This is a genomic window from Pseudoalteromonas sp. BSi20495 (genome assembly GCF_000241185.1).
Lineage (GTDB): Bacteria > Pseudomonadota > Gammaproteobacteria > Enterobacterales > Alteromonadaceae > Pseudoalteromonas > Pseudoalteromonas fuliginea.
Map to the genome: position 1 here is coordinate 21,233 of NZ_BADY01000176.1, position 21,175 is coordinate 42,407.

Here is a 21,175-nt window from a genome sequence, read left to right on the forward strand (position 1 = left end):
GGAGTAGTTACTTGTTTAAGGTCTTAAAAATTATTCTGGTTGCGCTATGCCTAATTAGCGCATTTGTATTGGGTTCTCAAAATCCACAATTAGTACAAATTAATTATATTATTGCCAGTAATACATTACCTTTAGCTGTAATAATAAGTATTTGCTTTTTACTGGGTGTTTTGATCGGTTTTTTTATTAGCTTTAAATTATTTTCACAATTGAAGTGGCAAAACTATCGGTTGAAAAAGTTATTAGTACCTGAAGAAGATAAAAAAAAGCTTGCTGCTAATAAAGACATTTAATTATGATTGAGCTTTTGTTTTTATTACTCCCTGTTGCAGCCGGTTACGGTTGGATTATGGGGAAAAACAGTGCTAAAAACCAAGCTCACTTACTTAATCGTCAGATTACCTCTGAATACAGTAAAGGCTTAAAGTTTTTACTCGATAGAGAAGAAGATCAGGGCTTAGAGCATTTAATTAACTTGCTTGAAGTTTCGGCTGATTCAGTCGAGCACTATTCTACACTTGCAACTATGTTTCGCCGTCGAGGTGAACTAGACCGCGCAATAAAAATCCATGAACTACTTTTAAAACACCCAAGCTTAAATGAACAACAAGCTGCAACAAGCCGTTTAGAACTTGCTGAAGACTATATTATGGCTGGTTTACTTGATGGTGCTGAAGAACATTTAGTCTGGCTAGTTAAAGCAGGGCATGTTGAAGCGCTCGAACCTATTATAACTTTGTATTCGCAAACTCGCGAATGGGAAAAAGGTATTAATATGTTTGAAGCCCATAGCGAGTTATTTTCTAAAGAACAGCAATTCAAAGCTATTGCTAATTTTTATTGCGAATCTGCTCTGAGTGATGATAATCCACAATTAATGAGAAAAGCAATTAGCTTAAATTATAAAGCAGTGCGTCCTCTGTACGAATTAGGTTTATTGGCTTATATAAAAGAAGACTACGTTAAAGCAATTTATTACTGGCGTGAACTTGTTACTCAATTTACTTTGTTTGCTCCGCTATTTATTGATCAGCTCGCACATAGTTATAAACAATTAAATTTAACGCATCAATTTCATGAGCTAGTAGGTGACTTGTTAGAAAAGGGCGGTGTATTAATAAAAATAAAACACTGCCAAGCTTTGCTAGAACAAGGGCATACAAAACAAGCTTTTGATTTTTTAACTGATAGTTTAAAACGTCAACCTACTATTCGTGGTTTTAGTTTTTTACTGCAATTGATGGGTGATCAAAACAAAAACACAAAAGAAGTACTGAATCAAATTGATAAATTGGTTACTTCTTACATAGCGACTAAACCTGACTTTCAATGTCAGCACTGTGGCTTTACTAGCTACACGATTTATTGGAATTGCCCTTCTTGTAAACATTGGGAAACTATTGTTCCAAGCAGAGGATTAGACGGATTTTAATAACCCCTTTAATAATACTGGATTTAAAGATGATCATTTTAGCAAATTAAACTGAGTGTTTACTTAGTTGAAATTTTTGTAAAACACAGTCTATATAAATTTCATTTATCAACACTTAAAATCACCTGCTGAAGATATCGCATTAGATCTATTTATAGTTACTTTATAGCCATACATTAGGATAGTTATGTCTTTTGAACACTCAAAAAAAATTCTTATAGCATTAGATTACGACGATCAACAAATAGCTCTAGACTTTGTTAAGCAACTTTCACCAGAGACATGTCGCCTTAAAGTTGGCAAAGAGATGTTTACTTATTTTGGTCCTACTTTTGTTAAAGAACTAATTGATTTAGGCTTTGATGTTTTCCTAGACTTAAAGTTTCATGACATTCCTAATACAGTTGCAAAGGCTGTGACTGCAGCTGCAAAAATGGGAGTATGGATGGTTAATGTACATGCATCTGGTGGCTTTGAAATGATGAATAAAGCTAAAATGGCCCTAGAAAAATTTGGTGATAAAGCACCTTTGCTAATTGCTGTGACTGTTTTAACAAGCATGGATGAAAAAGAGCTTGAGCGTTTAGGTATTGATAAGCCGGCGAAAGAGCAAGTTATCTATTTAGCTAAACTTGCTCAAGAGGCTGGACTTGACGGTGTTGTATGTTCAGCGCAAGAAGCTGAGGTACTTAAATCCGAGCTGGGGGAAAGCTTTAAACTTATCACTCCAGGTATTCGTCCAGAAGGGAGTGCAGCAGGCGATCAAAAGCGTATCATGACACCTAAGCAAGCCATTGATGCTGGTAGTGATTATTTAGTGATTGGACGGCCTATAACGCAATCTGAAAACCCTTTGAGAGTATTAACTGATATTAACAAGTCCATTGCTTAATTCAATAAAAAGTAGTTGTTAAGTGCTATGCCCTTACTTAATTGGTATATTATGCTACATTAATAGTATCAAAATTCAGTAGGGGATCTATTTTGAAGTCGTTTTTTGGTTTGTTTTTCATTATTATTGCGGGTTTTTTAGTTAACAAGTATGTTCTTTCAAGTAAAGCTTATGATGGCGTGACAAAGGTTACAGATATTATTTCTAGCTACCCTATTAACGTATATGATTTTAAAAAGACGATGGCTGATTACGCTTATCATTTATGTTATAAAAATGAAGGCGTCTTAAGTAACCATAATATTAGTATAAGTGAATGTGTTGATAATCACGATGAGCGAAAACAAGACTGTGACAAAAAGGTATTTCGTTTAGCACCACTTAATCTAGAAACTAAAGAAGATGCGCTTGATTATTCCAGGCAATATACGCAATGTACTTTACCTTATAAGTATATTTTAGGTTGATACACTTTCATTAATATTTTAGGTTTAATAAACGATAAAAACCTTATTTTCAAATCAACTAATCTAAAAAATTAAAGCGTTTAGTAAGTATACTAAACGCATTTTTGTTACTTCAAACGGATTGATTTTGCTTCAATATCTATTAACTCTTGTTTAAATAAGCCACCAATTGCTTTTTTATAATTAGCCTTACTGGTAGAAAACATCTTTTTTATTGCTTCAGGATCAGACTTATCACCAAGTGGAATAACACCGCCTTCGTTTTTAAGTTTTTGCATAATAGTTTCACCAAGGTCACTTACTTTTCCCATACCTGGCTTTTCTAGTACAACATCAATTTTTCCGTCGTCACGTACTTTTTGAATATAGCCTTTAAGCTTTTGACCCACAAATAAGCTTTTAAATACCATATTGTAAAAAACAACACCGAAGTGCGACTCTTCAATTAATACTTTGTAGCCAATATCTGTTTTTCCAGCAACAATTAAATCCACTTCTTGTAAGTGAGTATATTGCGGCTCATCTTTTGACAGGAAACGATTAAAGTTGTTTGAGGCACAAATACGTTGGCTTGCATTATCAAGGTACAGACGTACTAAATAAGAATGGCCTTCTTGCATGCGTGGTTTTTGTTCATTAAAAGGTGCAAGCACATCTTTCTCAAGCCCCCAATCTAAAAACGCCCCAATACTATTTATTTCTTTAACGCGCAGTAGGGCATACTCGCCAACTTGAGCATGTGGTTTCTTTATTGTTGCTGTGGCCAAATTAGCATTGTCTAAAAAGATAAATACACTAATACTATCGCCCGCTTCAAGCTCATGTTTTATTTCTTGTTTTGGTAAAAATACTTCACCTAAATCATGGCCGTCTAAGTAAGCACCTTCGTTACTCACTTCTTTTACAAATAATGTTTGTGTGGTTCCTAGGTAACTCATAATTATTCCTGCTCAGGCTTTTTTTTACGGCGCATTGGTGTATCGCCATCAATGTTCATCGGTGCTTTAATTGGTGCTGTAGGCTTTTTAGGTTTAGCTTTGCGCTTAAATGCAGGCTTTTTAACAGCGGCGGCTTTTTCTTTAGATTTGTCCCACGCTGCCTCAGGTTTTTTCTCTTTTAAACCTTTAAACTTAGCTTTTAAGCTCTCTACGCTCGCAAATTTTAATTCGTCATTTAAAAATGCTTTAATAGCTAAATAACTTGCCCAATCTTTTGGGCCAACTAATGAGATTGCGTTACCTTTAAAGCCTGCTCGTCCTGTGCGACCTATGCGGTGTACATATTCTTCAGCGTGTTTTGGTAAATCAAAGTTAATAACATGCGTTACGCTTAGTAAATCTAAACCACGAGATGCAACGTCGGTGGTGATCAATATTTTAAAGTTTTCGCGGCTAAACGAATCCATGATATCTAAACGTTTACTTTGCGTTAAATCACCAGCAAGCGCTACAGATTTGAAGCCTTTAGCATTAAGCGCTTCACTCAAACGGCTCGTGTCAGAACGCGTTGCTGTGAAGATAATACATTGGCCAACATCATCTTGGTTTAAAAAGTGCTCTAATAGCGCTTCTTTATGATCAAGGTGATCGGCAAGGTATAACGTTTGTTTAATATCGCTATGTTGCTCATTTGCTGCACTTAGCGTAATTTGCTTTGGTTTTTTTAATAGGTTACGTGATAGAGCATCTACTTGTGCATGGTCAAGTGTTGCAGAAAACAATAACGTTTGACGTAAACGGTGATTAGCTTGCTCGTTAATCATTTTTAACTGCTCAGTAAAACCTAAATCTAAAATACGATCGGCTTCATCAAAAATAAGCAGTTCTAGTCCGCTCAATTGTAATGAGCGTTTTGTAATGTGATCAGCTAAACGCCCAGGTGTAGCAACTACGAATTGTGGGTCGTTTCTAAGTGCTTTTATTTGGTCATTAAAGTTTTCGCCACCAAGTATTTTTACGGCCTTAATGGCTGTGCCTGCAATTAATAAACGTAGCTGAGTAAATACTTGCGTAGCAAGCTCACGCGTAGGAGCAACAATAAGTACACGAGGATCGCGTTTACTGAGTGCTTTTTGTTTCATAACCCTTTGTACAGCAGGTAATAAAAACGCCAAGGTTTTGCCCGACCCAGTTTTAGACTGAGCGAAAATGTCATGCCCTGCAAGTGCGGTAGGCACTGCATGCGCTTGAATATCGGTGGGCTGGGTGATCCCTTGATGTGCTAGTTGTGTTTCAAGGCGTGTATCAATCCCAAGATCAGTAAACTGCAATGTGTGTTTCTCCAAAATGAGCAAATTAACTCTATAAATTTATCAGCGCATTATAGCTTACACAGCTAGGTCGCTAACAGTAAAAACCAATCTATAGCGCTATTTTTTGCAATTAAACTAAAAAAGCGTAAAATACGCGCCCCATATGCGCCGGATTTACGATTCGGTAAACGCCAATATTGGCTAACAAGGCAAAATAGGAAATATAATGACTGTTGTTCATAAAGATAATGTAACGGGCGATCACTTTGTAGTATGTGCGCTGTATAAGTTTGTAGGTTTACCTGAATTTGAAGCTATCCGTAAGCCATTACTAGAAGTGATGGAAGCAAATGAAGTACGCGGTACTTTATTGCTCGCTGCCGAAGGTATAAACGGCACTGTTTCTGCAAAACGTGAAGGGATAGACAACTTATTAGCATGGTTAGATGAGCAACCAAATTTAAAAAACATCGTTACAAAAGAATCTTACGACGATGAATGTCCGTTTTACCGCACTAAAGTAAAACTAAAAAAAGAAATTGTAACGATGGGCGTTGAAGGCGTAGATCCGCTTAAAGTTGTGGGTAGCTATGTAAAGCCAAATGAGTGGAACGCACTTATATCTGACCCTGAAGTAATTTTAATTGATACACGTAATGATTACGAAATTGAAATTGGTACATTTCAAAATGCGGTTGATCCAAATACTAAAACCTTTCGCGAATTTCCACAGTGGGCTAAAGAAAACTTAGACCCTGAAAAACACAAAAAAGTGGCGATGTTTTGTACCGGCGGTATCCGCTGCGAAAAATCGACAGCCTACATGAAAGAGCAAGGTTTTGATGAAGTTTATCACCTTGAAGGCGGTATTTTAAAATACCTAGAAGAAGTGCCAAAAGAAGAAACCATGTGGGAAGGCGAGTGTTTTGTATTTGATAATCGTGTTGCGGTTGATCACGACCTACAAAAAGGCTCTTATGATCAATGCCACGCGTGTCGTATGCCAATTACAGAAGACGAAAAGTTAAAGCCTGAATACATGGAAGGCGTTTCTTGTCATCACTGCATTGAAGAAGTAACGGACGAACAACGCGCACGTTTTGCAGAGCGCCAAAAGCAAATAGAACTAGCGCAAGCGCGCGGTGAGGGCCATATCGGTAATGAGGCACAAGCTGTTTTACAGCAACGTAAAGAAGCTAAAAAAGCCCAAAAAGACGCTCAGCGCGGTAAATAAATTTATACAATAAGTGTTACATTTAAAGAGTCTATTTAGGCTCTTTTTTTGTGCCCAAAATTGTGCAGTAATTGTTTTCACACCCCGATGATAGTGTTAGTCTGCAAAATAGATTTAGTCATTTTAATGCGCATACAGGAAGGGATTTATGCAAGCCGAACAAGTTGAAATCGCACAATTTTTAGCACAACATCCTCCTTTTGATGACTTACCTCAAAAAGCGCTTAATGAGCTAGCTCAACAAGTAGAAGTGGCTTATTTCAGAGCTCAAACAGATATTTTGAGTTTTGGACAAGACATTTCTGATTTGTATGTAATTAGAAGTGGCTCTGTAGAAATGTATCGCCGAAATGGCGAGCTGTACAATCGTTTGGCTACCGCAGGTATATTTGGTCAAATGGGTTTATTGATGAACCGTAAGGTGCGTTTTCCCGCAACTGCTCTGGAAGATACGTTAGTGTATTGCATAAATGTTGAGCTATTTAATCGTTACTGTGATGAGTTTGATGCGTTTGCTGATTACTTCGAAACAGACGGTAACGTGCGTTTGCATCAAGCTATTGTCGAGCAAGCCGATGGTAATGACCTGACAACCGCGAAGGTAAAATCATTAATTCACAGAGACGTAGTCACCGTAGATGCAACTTCTACGATACAAGATATCGCTAAATTAATGACCGAAGAGGCGGTATCGTCAGTGTTGGTAACAGATGTAAATAAACCCATAAATGATGACCCAGAAGAAGATGATGGACAAGTAGTTGGTATAATAACTGATAGGGATTTACGCACTAAAGTAGTGGCTAAAGGGCTTGCCTTTAACACGCAAGCAAAAGATATTATGTCCACTAACTTAGTGCTTTTAGATGCTAATGACTATATTTTCGAAGCAGTACTTGCCATGCTTAGAGATAACTTACATCATTTGCCAGTAGTACAAAAAAGACGCCCAATAGGAGTTATCTCTCTCTCTGATATTTTGCGTTATGAATCTCAAAGCAGCTTATTACTTGTACGTGGCATACTGGCTCAACAAACAATAGAAGATTTGGCGCATTATGCGCGCCAATTGCCCAATGTGTTTGTTCGTATGGTGAATGAAGATGCAAACTCACACATGGTTGGTACAGCCATGGCTGTTATAGGGCGTACATTTAAACAAAGACTACTTGTATTAGCAGAAGAAAAGTTTGGACCACCCCCTGTGCCTTATTGTTTTATTGCTCTGGGCTCAATGGCTCGAGACGAGCAACTTATTGTAACCGATCAAGACAACGCGCTTATTTTAGATGACAGTTACGACGACGAAAAACATAACGCGTATTTTCAAAATATTGCCGATTTTGTGTGTGATGGCTTAGCGCAGTGTGGTTACACCTACTGTGATGGAGAAATTATGGCGTCGTTTAAAAAATGGCGTAAAACTCGCTCACAGTGGTTCGATCAATTTGCAGATTGGATAGCGCAGCCAAAACCACAAGCGCTGCTTAATAGCGCTATATTTTTTGATTTAGACGGTGTGTGGGGTAAAACTAAGTGGGCCGACGAGCTTAAAATATTTATAGCAAAACAAAGTAAAGTAAATCGCGTGTTTTTAGCTAATATGGCAGCAAATGCACGCAACAGAACACCTCCACTTGGCTTCTTTAAAGGCTTTGTTATGGAGCATAATGGCCAACATAAGCGTTCAATGAACTTAAAGCGAAGAGGGACTGCACCTCTTTCTGATGTTATTCGGGTGCACGCATTAGCCATTGGTTCACGCAAACAAAACTCGTTTGAGCGATTAGAAGATATTATTGACGCAAAACTTTTACCACAGGGCAAAGCGCAAGATTTACGTGATGCACTTGAGTACATTGCCATGATGCGAATTCGCCATCAAGCGTGGCAAATAGAGAAGGGCGAAGAGCCCGATAACGACTTAGACCCACATTTACTTTCTCCGTTCGAGCAACGAAACTTAAAAGAGGCATTCGCTATTTTAGAAAAAGCACAAAGCTATTTAAAATTTAGCTACACAGCAAACTCTGGTATGAAGTAGCCTATGAATCCACGTAATCATAAAGCAATTAATTGGCAAGCTAGGTATAACGAGCTTGCAAATAGCACCAAAAATAAACTCTTAAAACACTTTTATGCGGGTGCTTATAATCAAGACAAAGCTGCAATAAAAGACGTACCTTTTGTAGCAATGGATTTTGAAACAACAGGCTTAAATAGCCAAAACGACGATATAGTGAGTGTTGGTTTAGTGCCGTTCAATTTAGAGCGCATTTATTGTAAGCACAGTCGGCATTGGGTTGTGCAGCCTAGGCGTAATCTTCATGAAGAGTCTATTTTAATACATGGAATAACGCACTCTGAGGTAAATGAGGCCCCTGACTTTAATCAAATTATAGAGCCTTTACTTGAAGCGCTCAGTGGTAAAGTTGTCGTGGTGCATTACGCTGCAATAGAGCGCCACTTTTTAAACAATGCTTTATTACTAAGACTTAAAGAAGGTATTGAGTTTGCACTGGTAGATACAATGGAAATAGAAAAAAGAGCACTAAAAGCAAGGCAAGGGTTATTAGGGCGGCTGTTTAACACAAAATTAGGTTCTCTTAGACTAACAGATTGCCGTGCGCGTCATTCTCTACCTGCATATCAAAATCACAATGCGCTAACGGATGCACTTGCTACAGCTGAGCTTTTACAAGCGCAACTGAGTCACCATTATCGTGTAGACACGCCCATTTCAGAGTTATGGCTATAAGCGCATACAATTTAAAGTTATTAAACAAAAAAACGCCGCAAAATTGCGGCGCTTTCGTTACTAGCTAAAAGTGTTACTTACTAAAAGTATTACTTAACTGGGCGAGGCTCAGTTCGTAAACCTAAAACTAAGCTTAAACACATAAACAACAATACAATAGTAAATGGCAACCCTGTAGAAACAGCGCCTGCTTGTAGTGCTTCAATTGCTTGTGTGCCACCAATCCAAAGTAAAGCAGCTGCAATTGCGCCCTCAACCGATGCCCAAAATATACGTTGTGGTACCGGTGCATCAATTTTACCGCCAGCTGTAATTGAATCAATTACTAATGAACCAGAGTCAGATGACGTAATGAAAAATACCAACACTAATAAAATTGCAATAAACGATAAAATATTAGATAAAGGTAACTCATCAAGCATTTGGAACATAGCTAAAGGTACTTCAGTTAAACCATTAGTGCCTAACGCACCAACACCATTAACTACTTGATCAATCGCAATACCGCCGTAAATAGACATCCATAAAACAGTAACTAGAGTAGGGATAAGTAAAACCGCAATTAAGAATTCACGAATTGTACGACCCCGTGATACACGCGCGATAAACATACCTACAAACGGTGACCAGGAAATCCACCAAGCCCAGTAAAACACAGTCCAACCATGCATCCACGTTTCGTCTTCACGGCCGTGAGGATTACTCAATGGAATAATATTTTCTACATAGCCCATTACGGTAGTTGGTACATTACCCATTGCTACAGCAAAGCCTACTAAACAAACAAACAATAATAATGAAAACGCAATTAGCATATTTACATTACTTAGCAGTTTCACACCACCGTCAATACCACGAACCACAGAGACAATGGCTAAAAGTGTTACACCTGCAATAACTAAAATTTGAGAGCCAATGCCACCTTCTGTGCCAAATACATGGTTAATACCTGCAGAAGCTTGCTGCGCACCTAAACCTAAAGACGTTGCAAGGCCAAATAACGTAGCAAGTACAGCTAAAATATCAATGATATGACCAGGCCAACCCCACGCTCTATCACCTAATATAGGGTAAAAAATAGAACGAATCGAAAGCGGTAAACCTTTGTTATAGGTAAAAAACGCAAGAGATAAACCAACAACAGCGTAAATAGCCCAAGGGTGAAGACCCCAATGAAACATAGTTGCGCCCATTGCTAATTTTGCAGCTTCTGGTGTGTTAGCGGCTACATTAAGCGGTGTTTCGTACCAACCAGTAAAGTAAGCAACTGGTTCAGCAACGCCCCAAAACATAAGGCCGATACCCATACCCGCAGCAAATAACATAGCAAGCCATGAAACGCGAGAGTGAGAAGGTTTAGCGTCATCACCACCAAGGCGAATATTACCGTAAGGAGAAACAATAAGTGCTAAACAAAAGAGTACAAAGAAGTTAGCAGCCCACATAAATAGGGCATCAAAATTATTAATAATATCGGTCTTGATACTATCAAGCGCTGTTTTTGCAGTTTGTGGGTCGGTAACAAGTATGGCGATTAAAAAGATGACAATCAGGCCCGCACTAGTTCCAAAAACAGGGTTGTGTATATCAAAACCCCACTTTTGTACGTTGTCCTGACCTACGGTGTAATCCGTGTTGTCAATACTATATTTGTCATGATTTTCCTTCATGCAATACCTCTTTAGTTGTCCTAACAAGCCAAAATAAATTCGGCGTCATATCGAATTACATTAGTCTTTAAATATTAAGTAAAAAGTAATACCGTAATTATTTGAAGACTAACTAATTTGAAGCGTGTTCATACAGCTAGTAGTGTATGAGTTAAATATTAAATGTAAATGAATTTGTATTTAAAACGCTGTTTATATGGCCAAATTCATGATTCTTTCATTTAAAAGCCCTAAATTTAAAAATTCAGTGAACGTTAAAATTTAGTTTGCTATTAAAAGTATTAATTTACTTGATTAAGTAAAAAAAGATCATTTTTAAGTAGCTTAATTAATGCTTAAATATTAGGGCTTGTTAGTCTTTAAGGATTGAAATTTATTAAATCTAGGCGCAATTTAATCGCTCCTAGTTTTATAGCTTAGCGGTTCGGTAACAGCTTATGCGTTATTTTTCATGCTTGCATGCACGTAAGAATAATCAAAAACCGGCTAGCAAAGAGCAAATTTCTCTTCAAGGCTATTATAATTTTATAAGCCGATAAGCATCTTTAATCAAGTTGTAATATGAATATGATTTAACACAACATTAGGGTATGTTGAATTTTGGCGATTGAATTTGCAGTAGTGTGTTTGGTTTTTAGGCAAGGCAGAGGCTATGTAGTGTGGTCATTCCCCATAAATAGGCGATAACGCTGCATAAATACCAAACATACACTGCCCTTTGGGTTCTTTCTAGGGACGATTAACTCTTTGTTACTCGGTTTTTACTTAGCCCACTAGGTTACAAACCTCGTGCCGCGATTTAATCGCCCCTAGATTGAACAAATTTCAATCCAAAAAGCTCAGCATGCCCTAAGCTATATTTTATAAATAGATAGGCAAAGGATTAATACTATTATGCGTGAAAGCGTTACAAACGATACCAATCAAAACGAACTTGTTAAACGCTTTTGCAGCGTTAGAGACGAAAGCCTAGCTATTATTGAACCACTCACTGTAGAAGATTGCCAATTACAAGCTATGGCTGATGCCAGTCCTACTAAATGGCATTTAGCGCATACCACGTGGTTTTTTGAAACGTTTTTACTTAGTGTTCATTGTAAACAGTACGCAGTGTTTAATCCTCACTATAAAATGCTTTTTAATTCTTACTACAATGGGATTGGAGAGCAATTTAAACGGGCAAACAGAGGAAGCTTATCTAGGCCAGGTTTAGACGAAGTGCTAGCTTACAGAGAACATGTAGATAGCCGCTTGATTGAATTACTTAAGACTGACGTTAACCCGCACATTAAAGATATTATTGAACTTGGGTTACACCACGAGCAACAGCATCAAGAACTAATGTTTATGGACATCAAATATAACTTTTCAGTAAATCCATTATTTCCTCAATATAAAACATCGCTTTTAAATAGCCAAAAAAAATCAGCTGATATTAAACCCCTTAATTTTATCAATTTTGAACAAGCCATTATTAATATTGGGACAAATGGCGAAGATGAATTTGCATATGATAACGAGTGCCCCAAACACCAAGTACTAATTCATCCATTCAGTTTTGCTAATAGATTGGTCACTAATGGTGAATATTTAGACTTTATAAATGCCGGTGGATATAGCAATCCACAATATTGGTTAAGCGACGGTTGGGCGCATATTCAAAACACTCGTTTAACGCATCCATTATATTGGCATTACATAAATAACGAATGGTTTGAGTTTACACACTATGGATTGCAGCCTTTAAATTTAAGTGCTCCCATCAGCCATGTTAGTTATTTTGAGGCCAGCGCCTATGCTAATTTTATAAAGGCTCGCTTGCCTACAGAGTTCGAGTGGGAATATGCAGCTAAAAATACACCTTTAACAGACACTAATAATAACTACCTAACACCACAACAAACAAAAGATGATACTGAAATAAACCAGTTAACGGATTCATGTTGGCAATGGACAAACAGTGCATATTTGCCATACCCCGGTTTTAAGCCTATTGAAGGAGTAGCAGGGGAATACAATGGTAAATTTATGAATAACCAAATGGTGTTACGTGGCGGGTGTGTGTTTACCCCTCAAAACCATTTACGACAAACATACCGAAATTTTTATTACCCACATCAAGCGTGGATGTGCAGCGGGATAAGACTAGCTAAGGATATAGTATGAGCCAAGTAACAGCGATTAAACAAAGTAACATAACCGACACTGAATTTTTAAACGACGTGATAAGCGGATTAACTCAACAACAAAAAACGCTTCCGTGTAAGTATTTTTACGATGATAAAGGTGCTGCATTATTCGAGCAAATAACATCCTTACAAGAGTATTATGTTACACGTACGGAGTTGTCTATTTTAGAGCAATACTCGCAGTCGATTGCTCAAATGCTACCTGAAAATCTCTCTATTATTGAGCCTGGGTGTGGTTCGGGTAAAAAGGTCGCGTATTTATTAGCGCACATGGCAAACGTAAAAACCTTCGTACCGTTTGAAATTTCTGAGGAGATGCTCAGTTATTCACTTGCACATTTGTCACCGTTATTCCCAGATTTGGCAATTTCGCCATTACTAGGAGACTTTACACATAATCAAATGGTTAAACAGCTAACCAAAGACACCGCTTTAGATAGTCAAACCAATTTGGTGTACTTTCCGGGCTCGACTCTTGGCAATTTTTCTCCAGTTAAAGCCATCGAGGTTATGAATAATTTCCATCGCTTATGCGGTGTAAACGGTTATGTATTAATTGGGGTTGATTTAGTTAAAGAGCGCCAAGTGTTACTTGATGCATATAACGATAAAGCGGGAGTTACCGCCGCATTTAATAAAAATTTACTACAACGTATTAATAACGAGCTAAACGGCACATTTAATATAGATAACTTTAGCCATGAGTCACGCTTTAACGAGCAACATAGCCGTATTGAAATGCATTTAGTAAGTAATTGCACTCAAAGCGTGATTATAAATGATCAGCAAATAGACTTTATAGAAGGTGAAAGTATCCATACAGAAAACTCTCACAAGTACACGCTCGAGTCGTTTAAGCAGCTAGCAGCGCAAGCTAATTTAAAGTTAGAGCAAACATGGCAAGACGATAGTAACTATTTTGCATTGTGCTTGTTAAGACCGCTATAAACGTTTACTTAATATGTTTAGGGCGTGTTGATCTTTGATAGTTGAATTTGCAGCAATATGTTTGGTTTTTAGGCAAGGCAGAGCCTATGAAGTGTGGTTATTCCACATAAATAGGCGATAACGCAGCATAAATGCCAAACATGTGCTGCCCTTCGGGTTCTGCCTAGGGGCGATAAACTCTTTGTTGCTCGATTTTTACTTAGCCCACTAGGTTACAAACCTCGCGCCGCGATTTAATCGCCCCTAGATTGAACAAATTTCAATTCGCAAAGGTCAACACGCCCTAGTAAATGACAACTTTAGCATTGTTAAACTCATAATTTAGCAATGCGCCATTATTTGATTGCTGTATAAGCTTAACTTTATTTAAACCATGTAGTCTAAATAGTAGAGGGGCAATAACAGTTATTGCTGAGCCCGTTGCACTGTCCTCATTTACTCCAAACTGGGGTGCAAAGTATCTAAAATGCGCTATGGCATTTTTCTTGTCTTTATTTTTTATACTAAGGGCAATTACTGCATTTTTGTGGAGTTTACTCAAGGCTTTAAAATCAACGTGTAAGCTTTTTAAATCGTCTTTTTCAACGTCTTCATTAAATTCTTTATTAAATAATACAACCGTATAACCGTTTTTATCGCCGGTACTGTAGGCTGCTTTTATTGCTGATGAAAACACACTTTTTAACTCACCTGCAGCTAATTCGCTTTTTTTAGGCTCTATGCTTTTTAGTAATAACTGGGCGCGTTGTTTTTTTACTCTTATAGTAAAACGCTCATGACTCATTGATGTAAGTACTTCTGGGCAATAACCAAAATGCTTTATTAAAAAATTAGCGGCCGCTAAAGTGCCATGTCCACAGCGTTTAATTTCACTTGTTTGGTTAAACCAGCGAATATTACAATGGCGTTTAGTTATCTCATTTTGATTTAAAAATACGGTAGCAGGGTGGTTTGATTGTGATGCAATATATTGCATTGTTTTTGATGTTAACCCATTTTTATAAATAACAATTAAAGCACTTGAGCCTTTTAAGTTATTCACAGGGCTATAAAAAACAGATTCGGTGGAAGTGAGTTTTATAAAGCGAAGCGCAAGCCATTTGGGCTTACGCTTCGTTAAACAAAGAGTGTTAACCTTTGCTTGCATACGCGTCGTTATGAACGCCCGCAGCACGACCTGATGGATCTGCATTGTTTTGGAACGATGCGTCCCATGCAAGTGCTTCAGGAGTCGAACATGCTACCGATTTACCATGCGGTACACATTTAGCTGATGCATCACCAGGGAAATGCGATTCAAAAATAGTACGGTAGTAGTAAGCTTCTTTTGAATCTGGTGTATTAATAGGGTATTTAAATTTTGCATTTGCAAGCTCTTGATCGCTTACTTGCTCGTTTACAAACTCTTTTAACGTATCAATCCAGCTGTAACCAACACCGTCTGAAAATTGCTCTTTTTGGCGCCATAGCACTTCATCAGGTAAGTAACCTTCAAAGCCTTCACGTAAAATGTGTTTTTCAATTTTGCCATCTTTACACATTTTAGCTTCAGGGTTGATACGCATAGCAACATCAACAAATTCTTTATCAAGAAACGGTACACGTGCTTCTACGCCCCATGCTGCCATTGATTTATTAGCACGTAAACAGTCAAACATATGCAGTTTTGATACTTTACGGTTTAGCTCTTCATGAAACTCTTGTGCGTTAGGGGCTTTATGGAAGTATAAGTAACCACCAAATAGCTCATCAGCACCTTCGCCGGATAACACCATTTTAATGCCCATTGCTTTAATTTGGCGAGCCATTAGGTACATAGGTGTAGAGGCACGAATTGTTGTTACGTCGTAGGTTTCTATGTGGTAAATCACTTCACGTAATGCATCAATACCTTCTTGAATGGTAAAAATGATAGGGTGGTGAATAGTACCAATCATGTCAGCTACTTTTTGTGCAGCCGCTAAATCAGGCGAGCCTTCAAGGCCTACTGAAAAAGAATGCAACTTAGGCCACCATGCATCGCTTTCGTCGTTATCTTCAATACGTTTTGCAGCAAAACGCTGGGTAATAGCAGAGATAACCGATGAGTCTAAACCACCAGAAAGTAATACACCGTAAGGCACGTCACACATTAGCTGGCGTTTAACGGCCGCTTCTAATGCATCTTTAACGTCTAGGGCTTGTGCGCTGTTATCTTTAACTGCATCAAACGTTTCCCAATCACGCTTGTAATAAGGCGTAATTTTACCATCTTTGCTGTACAGGTAATGCCCTGGTGGAAATTCTTCAATATGCTTACAAATTGGAGAAAGTGCTTTTAGCTCAGAAGCAACGTAAAAGTTACCGTGCTCGTCGTGACCAGTGTAAAGCGGGATAATACCAATATGGTCACGGCCAATTAAGTAGGCGTCATTTTCTTCGTCGTATAAACAAAATGCAAAAATGCCATTTAGGTCATCTAAAAAGTCAGGCCCTTTTTGTTTGTACAGCGCTAAAATAACTTCACAGTCTGATTGAGTTTGAAAAGTAAAATCAACATCTAGCTCTGCTGCAAGTTCTTTATGATTATAAATCTCGCCGTTAACCGCTAAAATATTTGTTTTTTCAGGATTGTATAAAGGCTGTGCACCGCTTGATACACCAACAATAGCTAAACGCTCATGCACTAAAATAGCTTTTTCAGATGCGTATACACCAGACCAATCTGGACCTCGGTGTCTAAGCAGCTTTGACATTTCAATTGCTTGGGTACGCAATTGAGTGGGATCAGATTTTATATCTAATACCCCAAAAATTGAACACATAGTAACTCCTCATTCCTATTATGTGTGCAGCAAAGCCAATTTGCTGTGCTGCGAAACCTTGTTTTATCAGAAAAAATTACTCAAGTCACATAGCTTTTACAATTAATTAAGAATAATTTATGCACCAAGTTATATTTAACTGCACCAAAGTGGTTAATGTGTGGTGCCTGCTGTTATTTTTACGTCACTATTATTGTTTAAAGCTTGCGCAACCATCACTTTTAGCGCGTTAATAACGGTTTCCTCACTCATGCTTGGTGCGCCATTGTGGTGCACAGCTTGGCTTGGTAAATAAGGAATATGCACAAAGCCACCTTTCATTACAGCGCAGTGATCATTTATGTAATGCATAAGACCATACATAACGTGATTACACACATACGTGCCTGCAGTATTCGAAATGGCAGCTGGTATATTACTGTTGTGCAATGCTTGTAACATGCGCTTTATTGGTAAGTTTGTGAAATAGGCATCAGGGCCATTTTTTTCTATTGGTGTATCGACAGGTTGATTACCTGCATTGTCTTTAATACGTGCATCATCAACGTTTATTGCTATTCGCTCTATTGATATTTCACTGCGCCCACCTGCTTGGCCTATACACAAAACAACCGCCGGATTGTGCGACTCAATGGCGCTTATAAGCTGACTGATAGACGTATTAAATTCACAGGCAAGTTCTAGTGTGCATATTTTGTGTTTCATGATGATAGTTTCATCAAGTTTTTGCACTGCTTGCCAAGAAGGATTTATAGCTTCGCCACCAAAAGGCGCAAAGCCGGTTATTAATACACACGCCATTGAAGAAGTTGATTTAGTCATTAAACACCAAGCTATACATTAAAATAATATTAACGGCGAGTAAGGTAACTGCCGTCGGAATTTGAACCTTTATTACATGGTACTTATCTTTTAAGTCTAAAAGAGCGGCAGGAATAATATTAAAATTTGCTGCCATCGGCGTCATTAACGTACCGCAATAGCCGCTATACATACCTAGCGCCACTAAAGGTGCAGGGCTTGCGCCATGTCCTTCAATTAAAAATGGCATCGCTATACCAGCAGTCATCACCGGAAATGCAGCAAACGCGTTACCCATAATCATGGTAAAAAATGCCATACCTACACAATACAAAACAACCAGCATAAAACGGTTATCAGGGGCTATAAATAAAGTAACTAGTTCTTTAATTGAGTCGCCTGTTTGCGCCACAATAAATACCCCACCAAGCATGGCTAGCATTTGCGGTAAAATGGCTGCCCAACCAATAGAATCTACTAAACGGCGTGATTCGCTTATGGCTTGAACAGGGCTACCACCGGTTATTTTCCAGCCAACAAGTAATGCAAAAATACATGCAATGGTTAAGGAGGCGAGCGTTAAATGGCGTTGATCAAGTAAGTAAACATTGTTTATAGCTACATTATCAAATAGTACAGTAAAGACTACGGTAACAATTGGGATCATTAAAGCGGGAATAAATAACTTATTACCTAGAGTCTTAGCGCTTTGGTTTTGAACCTGCTCGCTGGGAATAGAGTAACTTCCCATAGAAACTAAATTTAAGCCGGCTAATAAAGCAATGAGTAATACGCTAATGCCCACCATTAAATACGTTATTTGTGCACCAAAAGTTGCAATAGCAAAATCACCAAATAAAAAACTACTGCCAAATAAAAACCAAAATAGGGCGGTTGTAAGCCTTTTGGGATGATTTTTGTCTTGCAGGGTACGTACTACTAAAAACATTACCATGATGCCAATAAGCAGGTATATGTTTTCAATAGTCACGAGTGCAGTGCTTGTATGCGATACATCGGCGTCAATTACTTTACTCATAGTATTGGCTCCGGTGCATTGTACTTTTGAACCGCTTTTGCAATTTTACTTTCGAGTCGAGCTAGTCTAAATAAATGTATAACTAAAGCGCATATTGCAGTAGGGATTGCCCATAGACCAATATGCAGTGGTTCAATACCGGTTATACCGTTTTCTTTTAAAAATGCATCCATAAGTAAAACAGCACCAAAGGCTATAAATATGTCTTCACCAAAAAATACTGCAATGTTATCAACTGCCGCCGCATGGGCGCTGATCATGTCTTTTACGGGTTTAGGCAATTCGCCATATTTATTTGTAGCAGCTCCTAATGCCATAGGAGCAAGCAAAGGGCGAACCGTTTGTGCTTGTCCACCGAGTGACAGTAAACCAAGTGCAGCCGAGCATTCTCTAACAATAAAATAAAGAGCGAGTATACGCGCACTGGTGGCTGTTTTAATTTGTGAAATCCAATCGCGGGCACGTTGTTGTAATCCATAACGTTCAAGCAGTGCAATAACAGGTAAAATTAAAATGAAGCTCGCTAATTGGCGCGAGTTCATAAACTTTTCGCCAAATGTTTGCAGCAAGCTGATAAAATCAAGATTGACTGCCCAGCCGGTCGCAAGTCCTGCAAAGGTAACCACTAGTAAAGGATTAAAGCGCAGTGCAAAACCGATAACTACAACAGGAATGCCAATAAGCGGCCAATAATTTAAATCGAACATAGTTTTCCTATTTATTTTTAGAATGTTTTTATAGGTTGTTTTTAAGTGCAAGGCTCAATTGATGCAGGTGTCCGTCAAGTTTCAGCTTCGCCTTTGCTGCTTCTTCAAACGTTACATATTTAAACTCAACAGTATCTAAAGGTCTAAATTGTGCAAATTGATGTAAGTCGGCTTCAATAACAGTGCCTAAAAGCGGATAGCCCCCTGTGGTTTGGCCATCATTTAGTAACACAATAGGCTCTCCATTTGGTGGTAGTTGAATACTCCCAGGACTCACCCCTAATGATGGCAAAGAGTGCGAATGTGCCAAATTATTTTTATGCTCAAGCCTTACGCCCATTCGGTTGCTGTTACTACTAACTTTAAATGCGGTAGATACAAAGTTGCTAAGTAAAGGCTGGCCTAATAAATTAGCATGAGGACTTTGGTGCAGCCGTATAAGCTTGCGCTGGGCGGGGGCCATTGCGCCTACTTTTATAAACTCTCCATAATAAGGAGTAATAGGTATTTCATCACCAGTGGTGAGAACTCTACCTTCAATACCAGCAAAACACGCGTTTAAATCTGTAGATTTAGAGCCCATAACCTCAGTATTTTGTATACCGCCTTTCACTGCTAAATAAGCTCTTAAGCCTGCTCTACCAGTAGCAAAGCTCAGTACTTGTTTGTTTTTTACTGCATATGTCCAGCCAGAATAAATTGCATGTCCATCGAGGGTTGCTTGCAAATCGGCACCATGCAGTGCAATTACTGTGTCGCAGGTAAATTCAAGCTCGCACAAACCAACGGTTATTTCTAAAACGGCATCATTGTCGTTATTGTTAAGTAATCTATTAGCAATTATTTGTGCAATAGGGTCCAAGCTACCCGCTTTGCTTACACCTAAATGGCGGTAGCCTTCACGGCCAAAATCTTGAATTGTAAGCAATACACCACTTTTAAGTACTTTAATCATGATTTGCTCCTTTATTAACGAGCGGAACAAATTCAAGCGTATCGCCTGGTTGAATTAAACAAGGTTGCTCAGAGGTCGAATCAAACAAAGCAGTGTCTGTATGACCTATTATGTGCCAACCACCAGGGGTATCTGCGGGGTAAATTCCGGTTTGTGCAGCACCTATCGCAACAGAACCTTTAGGAACTTTAATGCGAGGCTCGTCACGCCTTGGTGTGTATAATTGCTCATTTAAGCCATGTAGGTAAGCAAAACCGGGCTGAAAGCCTAAAAATAAAACGTGGTACTTGGTGTTACTATGAATATTAATAACCTCATCGGCACTTAAATTATGATAGCGAGCCACGTAATTAATGTCCTCACCCTTGTAGGTTGTTTCGATTAAGTGATGCTGCCCCTTAAATGTACTCGTTTTAATATCATTCCACAGCGAAGGTAGCACTTGTAACCACTGTTTTAAGTGTTTATCTGATTTTAAATAAAGAGTGAGCGAGTTCATGGCGGGCACCAAATCGCTAAATTCATCAGTGCTTTTACAGTGGCTAGTTAAAGCCCAAATTTTCTTTTGAATAGAGAGTCTATCTGTAGCGTCTAAATGCGATGCATCAAACAGTAAGCTACTGTTTGTTAATGCATAAATATGAGGAGCTGGCTTCATTAAATAAACCTATTTGTACAACATAATTTAAACGTAACACAGTTTTATTAATTTATTTACACCATTGCGACTAAGTGGTTATTTTTATTTGCTCAGCTTAGTTTAAGAGTATTTTTATATTCAATTAATCGTATTTCATAGGTTGGATCTTAAGAAAGCTTGAAGTTGAACTCTGTTAATGATCAAATAGTTACGCCAATAAAAACATGGCTAAAAACAGAGTTCACATGCAGATTAACCAAGTTTCAAACCAATTAAAAGCCCTTATCTCAGAAAAACACCTCATTGAGCTTGCAAAAACCTCTGGATTTCAAGTTCGACACCGTTGCCTGTCGATCGTTTCTCTGCTCAAAGCCGTATTTAAAAGCCT

Annotated in this window: 19 protein-coding genes; 9 read left to right on the plus strand and 10 right to left on the minus strand. The window is 38.3% G+C overall.

Annotation, left to right across the window (positions count from 1 at the left end):
* Window positions 1-11 precede the first annotated feature (11 nt).
* The 4 genes from P20495_RS01115 (at window position 12) to P20495_RS01100 (ending at window position 2,791) form a co-directional block, all read left to right on the plus strand.
* Window positions 12-293: a lipopolysaccharide assembly protein LapA domain-containing protein gene (locus P20495_RS01115; protein WP_007376596.1), complete on the plus strand. Its 282-nt coding sequence runs from the start codon at window positions 12-14 to the stop codon at window positions 291-293.
* Window positions 294-295: 2 nt separating this feature from the next.
* Entirely contained in the window at window positions 296-1,432 is a 1,137-nt protein-coding gene (gene lapB, locus P20495_RS01110; RefSeq protein ID WP_007376595.1) for a lipopolysaccharide assembly protein LapB, read from the plus strand.
* Between the two features lie 187 nt (window positions 1,433-1,619).
* The gene (gene pyrF, locus P20495_RS01105) at window positions 1,620-2,324 is read left to right on the plus strand and encodes an orotidine-5'-phosphate decarboxylase (RefSeq protein WP_008139217.1); all 705 of its coding nucleotides are present in this window, start codon (window positions 1,620-1,622) and stop codon (window positions 2,322-2,324) included.
* A gap of 92 nt (window positions 2,325-2,416) precedes the next feature.
* Complete coding sequence (locus P20495_RS01100) at window positions 2,417-2,791, plus strand: hypothetical protein (RefSeq protein ID WP_008139224.1); 375 nt, start codon at window positions 2,417-2,419, stop codon at window positions 2,789-2,791.
* 107 nt (window positions 2,792-2,898) lie between these two features.
* On the opposite strand, the gene P20495_RS01095 is transcribed toward P20495_RS01100, so the two are convergent.
* Both P20495_RS01095 and P20495_RS01090 read right to left on the minus strand, forming a co-directional pair.
* Window positions 2,899-3,729: a S1 RNA-binding domain-containing protein gene (locus tag P20495_RS01095; RefSeq protein WP_007376592.1), complete on the minus strand. Its 831-nt coding sequence runs from the start codon at window positions 3,727-3,729 to the stop codon at window positions 2,899-2,901.
* A gap of 2 nt (window positions 3,730-3,731) precedes the next feature.
* Complete coding sequence (locus tag P20495_RS01090) at window positions 3,732-5,060, minus strand: DEAD/DEAH box helicase (protein ID WP_008139225.1); 1,329 nt, start codon at window positions 5,058-5,060, stop codon at window positions 3,732-3,734.
* Between the two features lie 208 nt (window positions 5,061-5,268).
* Here P20495_RS01090 and P20495_RS01085 point away from each other — a divergent pair, with 208 nt between their 5' ends.
* The 3 genes from P20495_RS01085 (at window position 5,269) to P20495_RS01075 (ending at window position 9,034) form a co-directional block, all read left to right on the plus strand.
* Window positions 5,269-6,276: a rhodanese-related sulfurtransferase gene (locus P20495_RS01085; protein WP_002961191.1), complete on the plus strand. Its 1,008-nt coding sequence runs from the start codon at window positions 5,269-5,271 to the stop codon at window positions 6,274-6,276.
* A 148-nt stretch (window positions 6,277-6,424) separates the two neighbouring features.
* Complete coding sequence (locus P20495_RS01080) at window positions 6,425-8,320, plus strand: DUF294 nucleotidyltransferase-like domain-containing protein (RefSeq protein WP_008139226.1); 1,896 nt, start codon at window positions 6,425-6,427, stop codon at window positions 8,318-8,320.
* A 3-nt stretch (window positions 8,321-8,323) separates the two neighbouring features.
* The gene (locus P20495_RS01075) at window positions 8,324-9,034 is read left to right on the plus strand and encodes a 3'-5' exonuclease (RefSeq protein WP_008139231.1); all 711 of its coding nucleotides are present in this window, start codon (window positions 8,324-8,326) and stop codon (window positions 9,032-9,034) included.
* Between the two features lie 89 nt (window positions 9,035-9,123).
* Here P20495_RS01075 and P20495_RS01070 read toward each other — a convergent pair whose 3' ends face one another.
* Complete coding sequence (locus tag P20495_RS01070; protein WP_007376589.1) at window positions 9,124-10,704, minus strand: BCCT family transporter; 1,581 nt, start codon at window positions 10,702-10,704, stop codon at window positions 9,124-9,126.
* A gap of 894 nt (window positions 10,705-11,598) precedes the next feature.
* Here P20495_RS01070 and egtB point away from each other — a divergent pair.
* A complete protein-coding gene (egtB, locus tag P20495_RS01065) occupies window positions 11,599-12,870 on the plus strand; it encodes an ergothioneine biosynthesis protein EgtB (protein WP_008139232.1) in 1,272 nt (423 codons plus the stop codon).
* The gene (gene egtD / locus P20495_RS01060; protein WP_008139233.1) at window positions 12,867-13,841 is read left to right on the plus strand and encodes an L-histidine N(alpha)-methyltransferase; all 975 of its coding nucleotides are present in this window, start codon (window positions 12,867-12,869) and stop codon (window positions 13,839-13,841) included. Before egtB ends, egtD begins: the two co-directional genes overlap by 4 nt.
* A gap of 283 nt (window positions 13,842-14,124) precedes the next feature.
* On the opposite strand, the gene P20495_RS01055 is transcribed toward egtD, so the two are convergent.
* From P20495_RS01055 to pxpB, 7 genes are all read right to left on the minus strand, one after another.
* Window positions 14,125-14,988: a PhzF family phenazine biosynthesis protein gene (locus P20495_RS01055; RefSeq protein ID WP_008139234.1), complete on the minus strand. Its 864-nt coding sequence runs from the start codon at window positions 14,986-14,988 to the stop codon at window positions 14,125-14,127.
* The gene (asnB, locus tag P20495_RS01050; RefSeq protein ID WP_008139235.1) at window positions 14,972-16,645 is read right to left on the minus strand and encodes an asparagine synthase B; all 1,674 of its coding nucleotides are present in this window, start codon (window positions 16,643-16,645) and stop codon (window positions 14,972-14,974) included. The genes P20495_RS01055 and asnB overlap by 17 nt, the downstream gene beginning before the upstream one ends.
* 153 nt (window positions 16,646-16,798) lie before the next feature.
* Complete coding sequence (gene pcp / locus P20495_RS01045; protein WP_008139236.1) at window positions 16,799-17,467, minus strand: pyroglutamyl-peptidase I; 669 nt, start codon at window positions 17,465-17,467, stop codon at window positions 16,799-16,801.
* Window positions 17,460-18,485 carry a DUF979 domain-containing protein gene (locus tag P20495_RS01040; protein ID WP_008139237.1) on the minus strand — a complete coding sequence of 342 codons (1,026 nt, stop codon included), beginning with the start codon at window positions 18,483-18,485 and terminating at the stop codon, window positions 17,460-17,462. The genes pcp and P20495_RS01040 overlap by 8 nt, the downstream gene beginning before the upstream one ends.
* Entirely contained in the window at window positions 18,482-19,192 is a 711-nt protein-coding gene (locus P20495_RS01035) for a DUF969 domain-containing protein (protein ID WP_008139239.1), read from the minus strand. Before P20495_RS01035 ends, P20495_RS01040 begins: the two co-directional genes overlap by 4 nt.
* A 28-nt stretch (window positions 19,193-19,220) precedes the next feature.
* Complete coding sequence (locus tag P20495_RS01030) at window positions 19,221-20,147, minus strand: biotin-dependent carboxyltransferase family protein (RefSeq protein WP_008139241.1); 927 nt, start codon at window positions 20,145-20,147, stop codon at window positions 19,221-19,223.
* Window positions 20,140-20,805 (minus strand): 5-oxoprolinase subunit PxpB, encoded by a 666-nt coding sequence (gene pxpB / locus P20495_RS01025; protein ID WP_008139245.1) that lies wholly within the window; start codon window positions 20,803-20,805, stop codon window positions 20,140-20,142. Before pxpB ends, P20495_RS01030 begins: the two co-directional genes overlap by 8 nt.
* Between the last annotated feature and the right edge of the window lie 370 nt (window positions 20,806-21,175).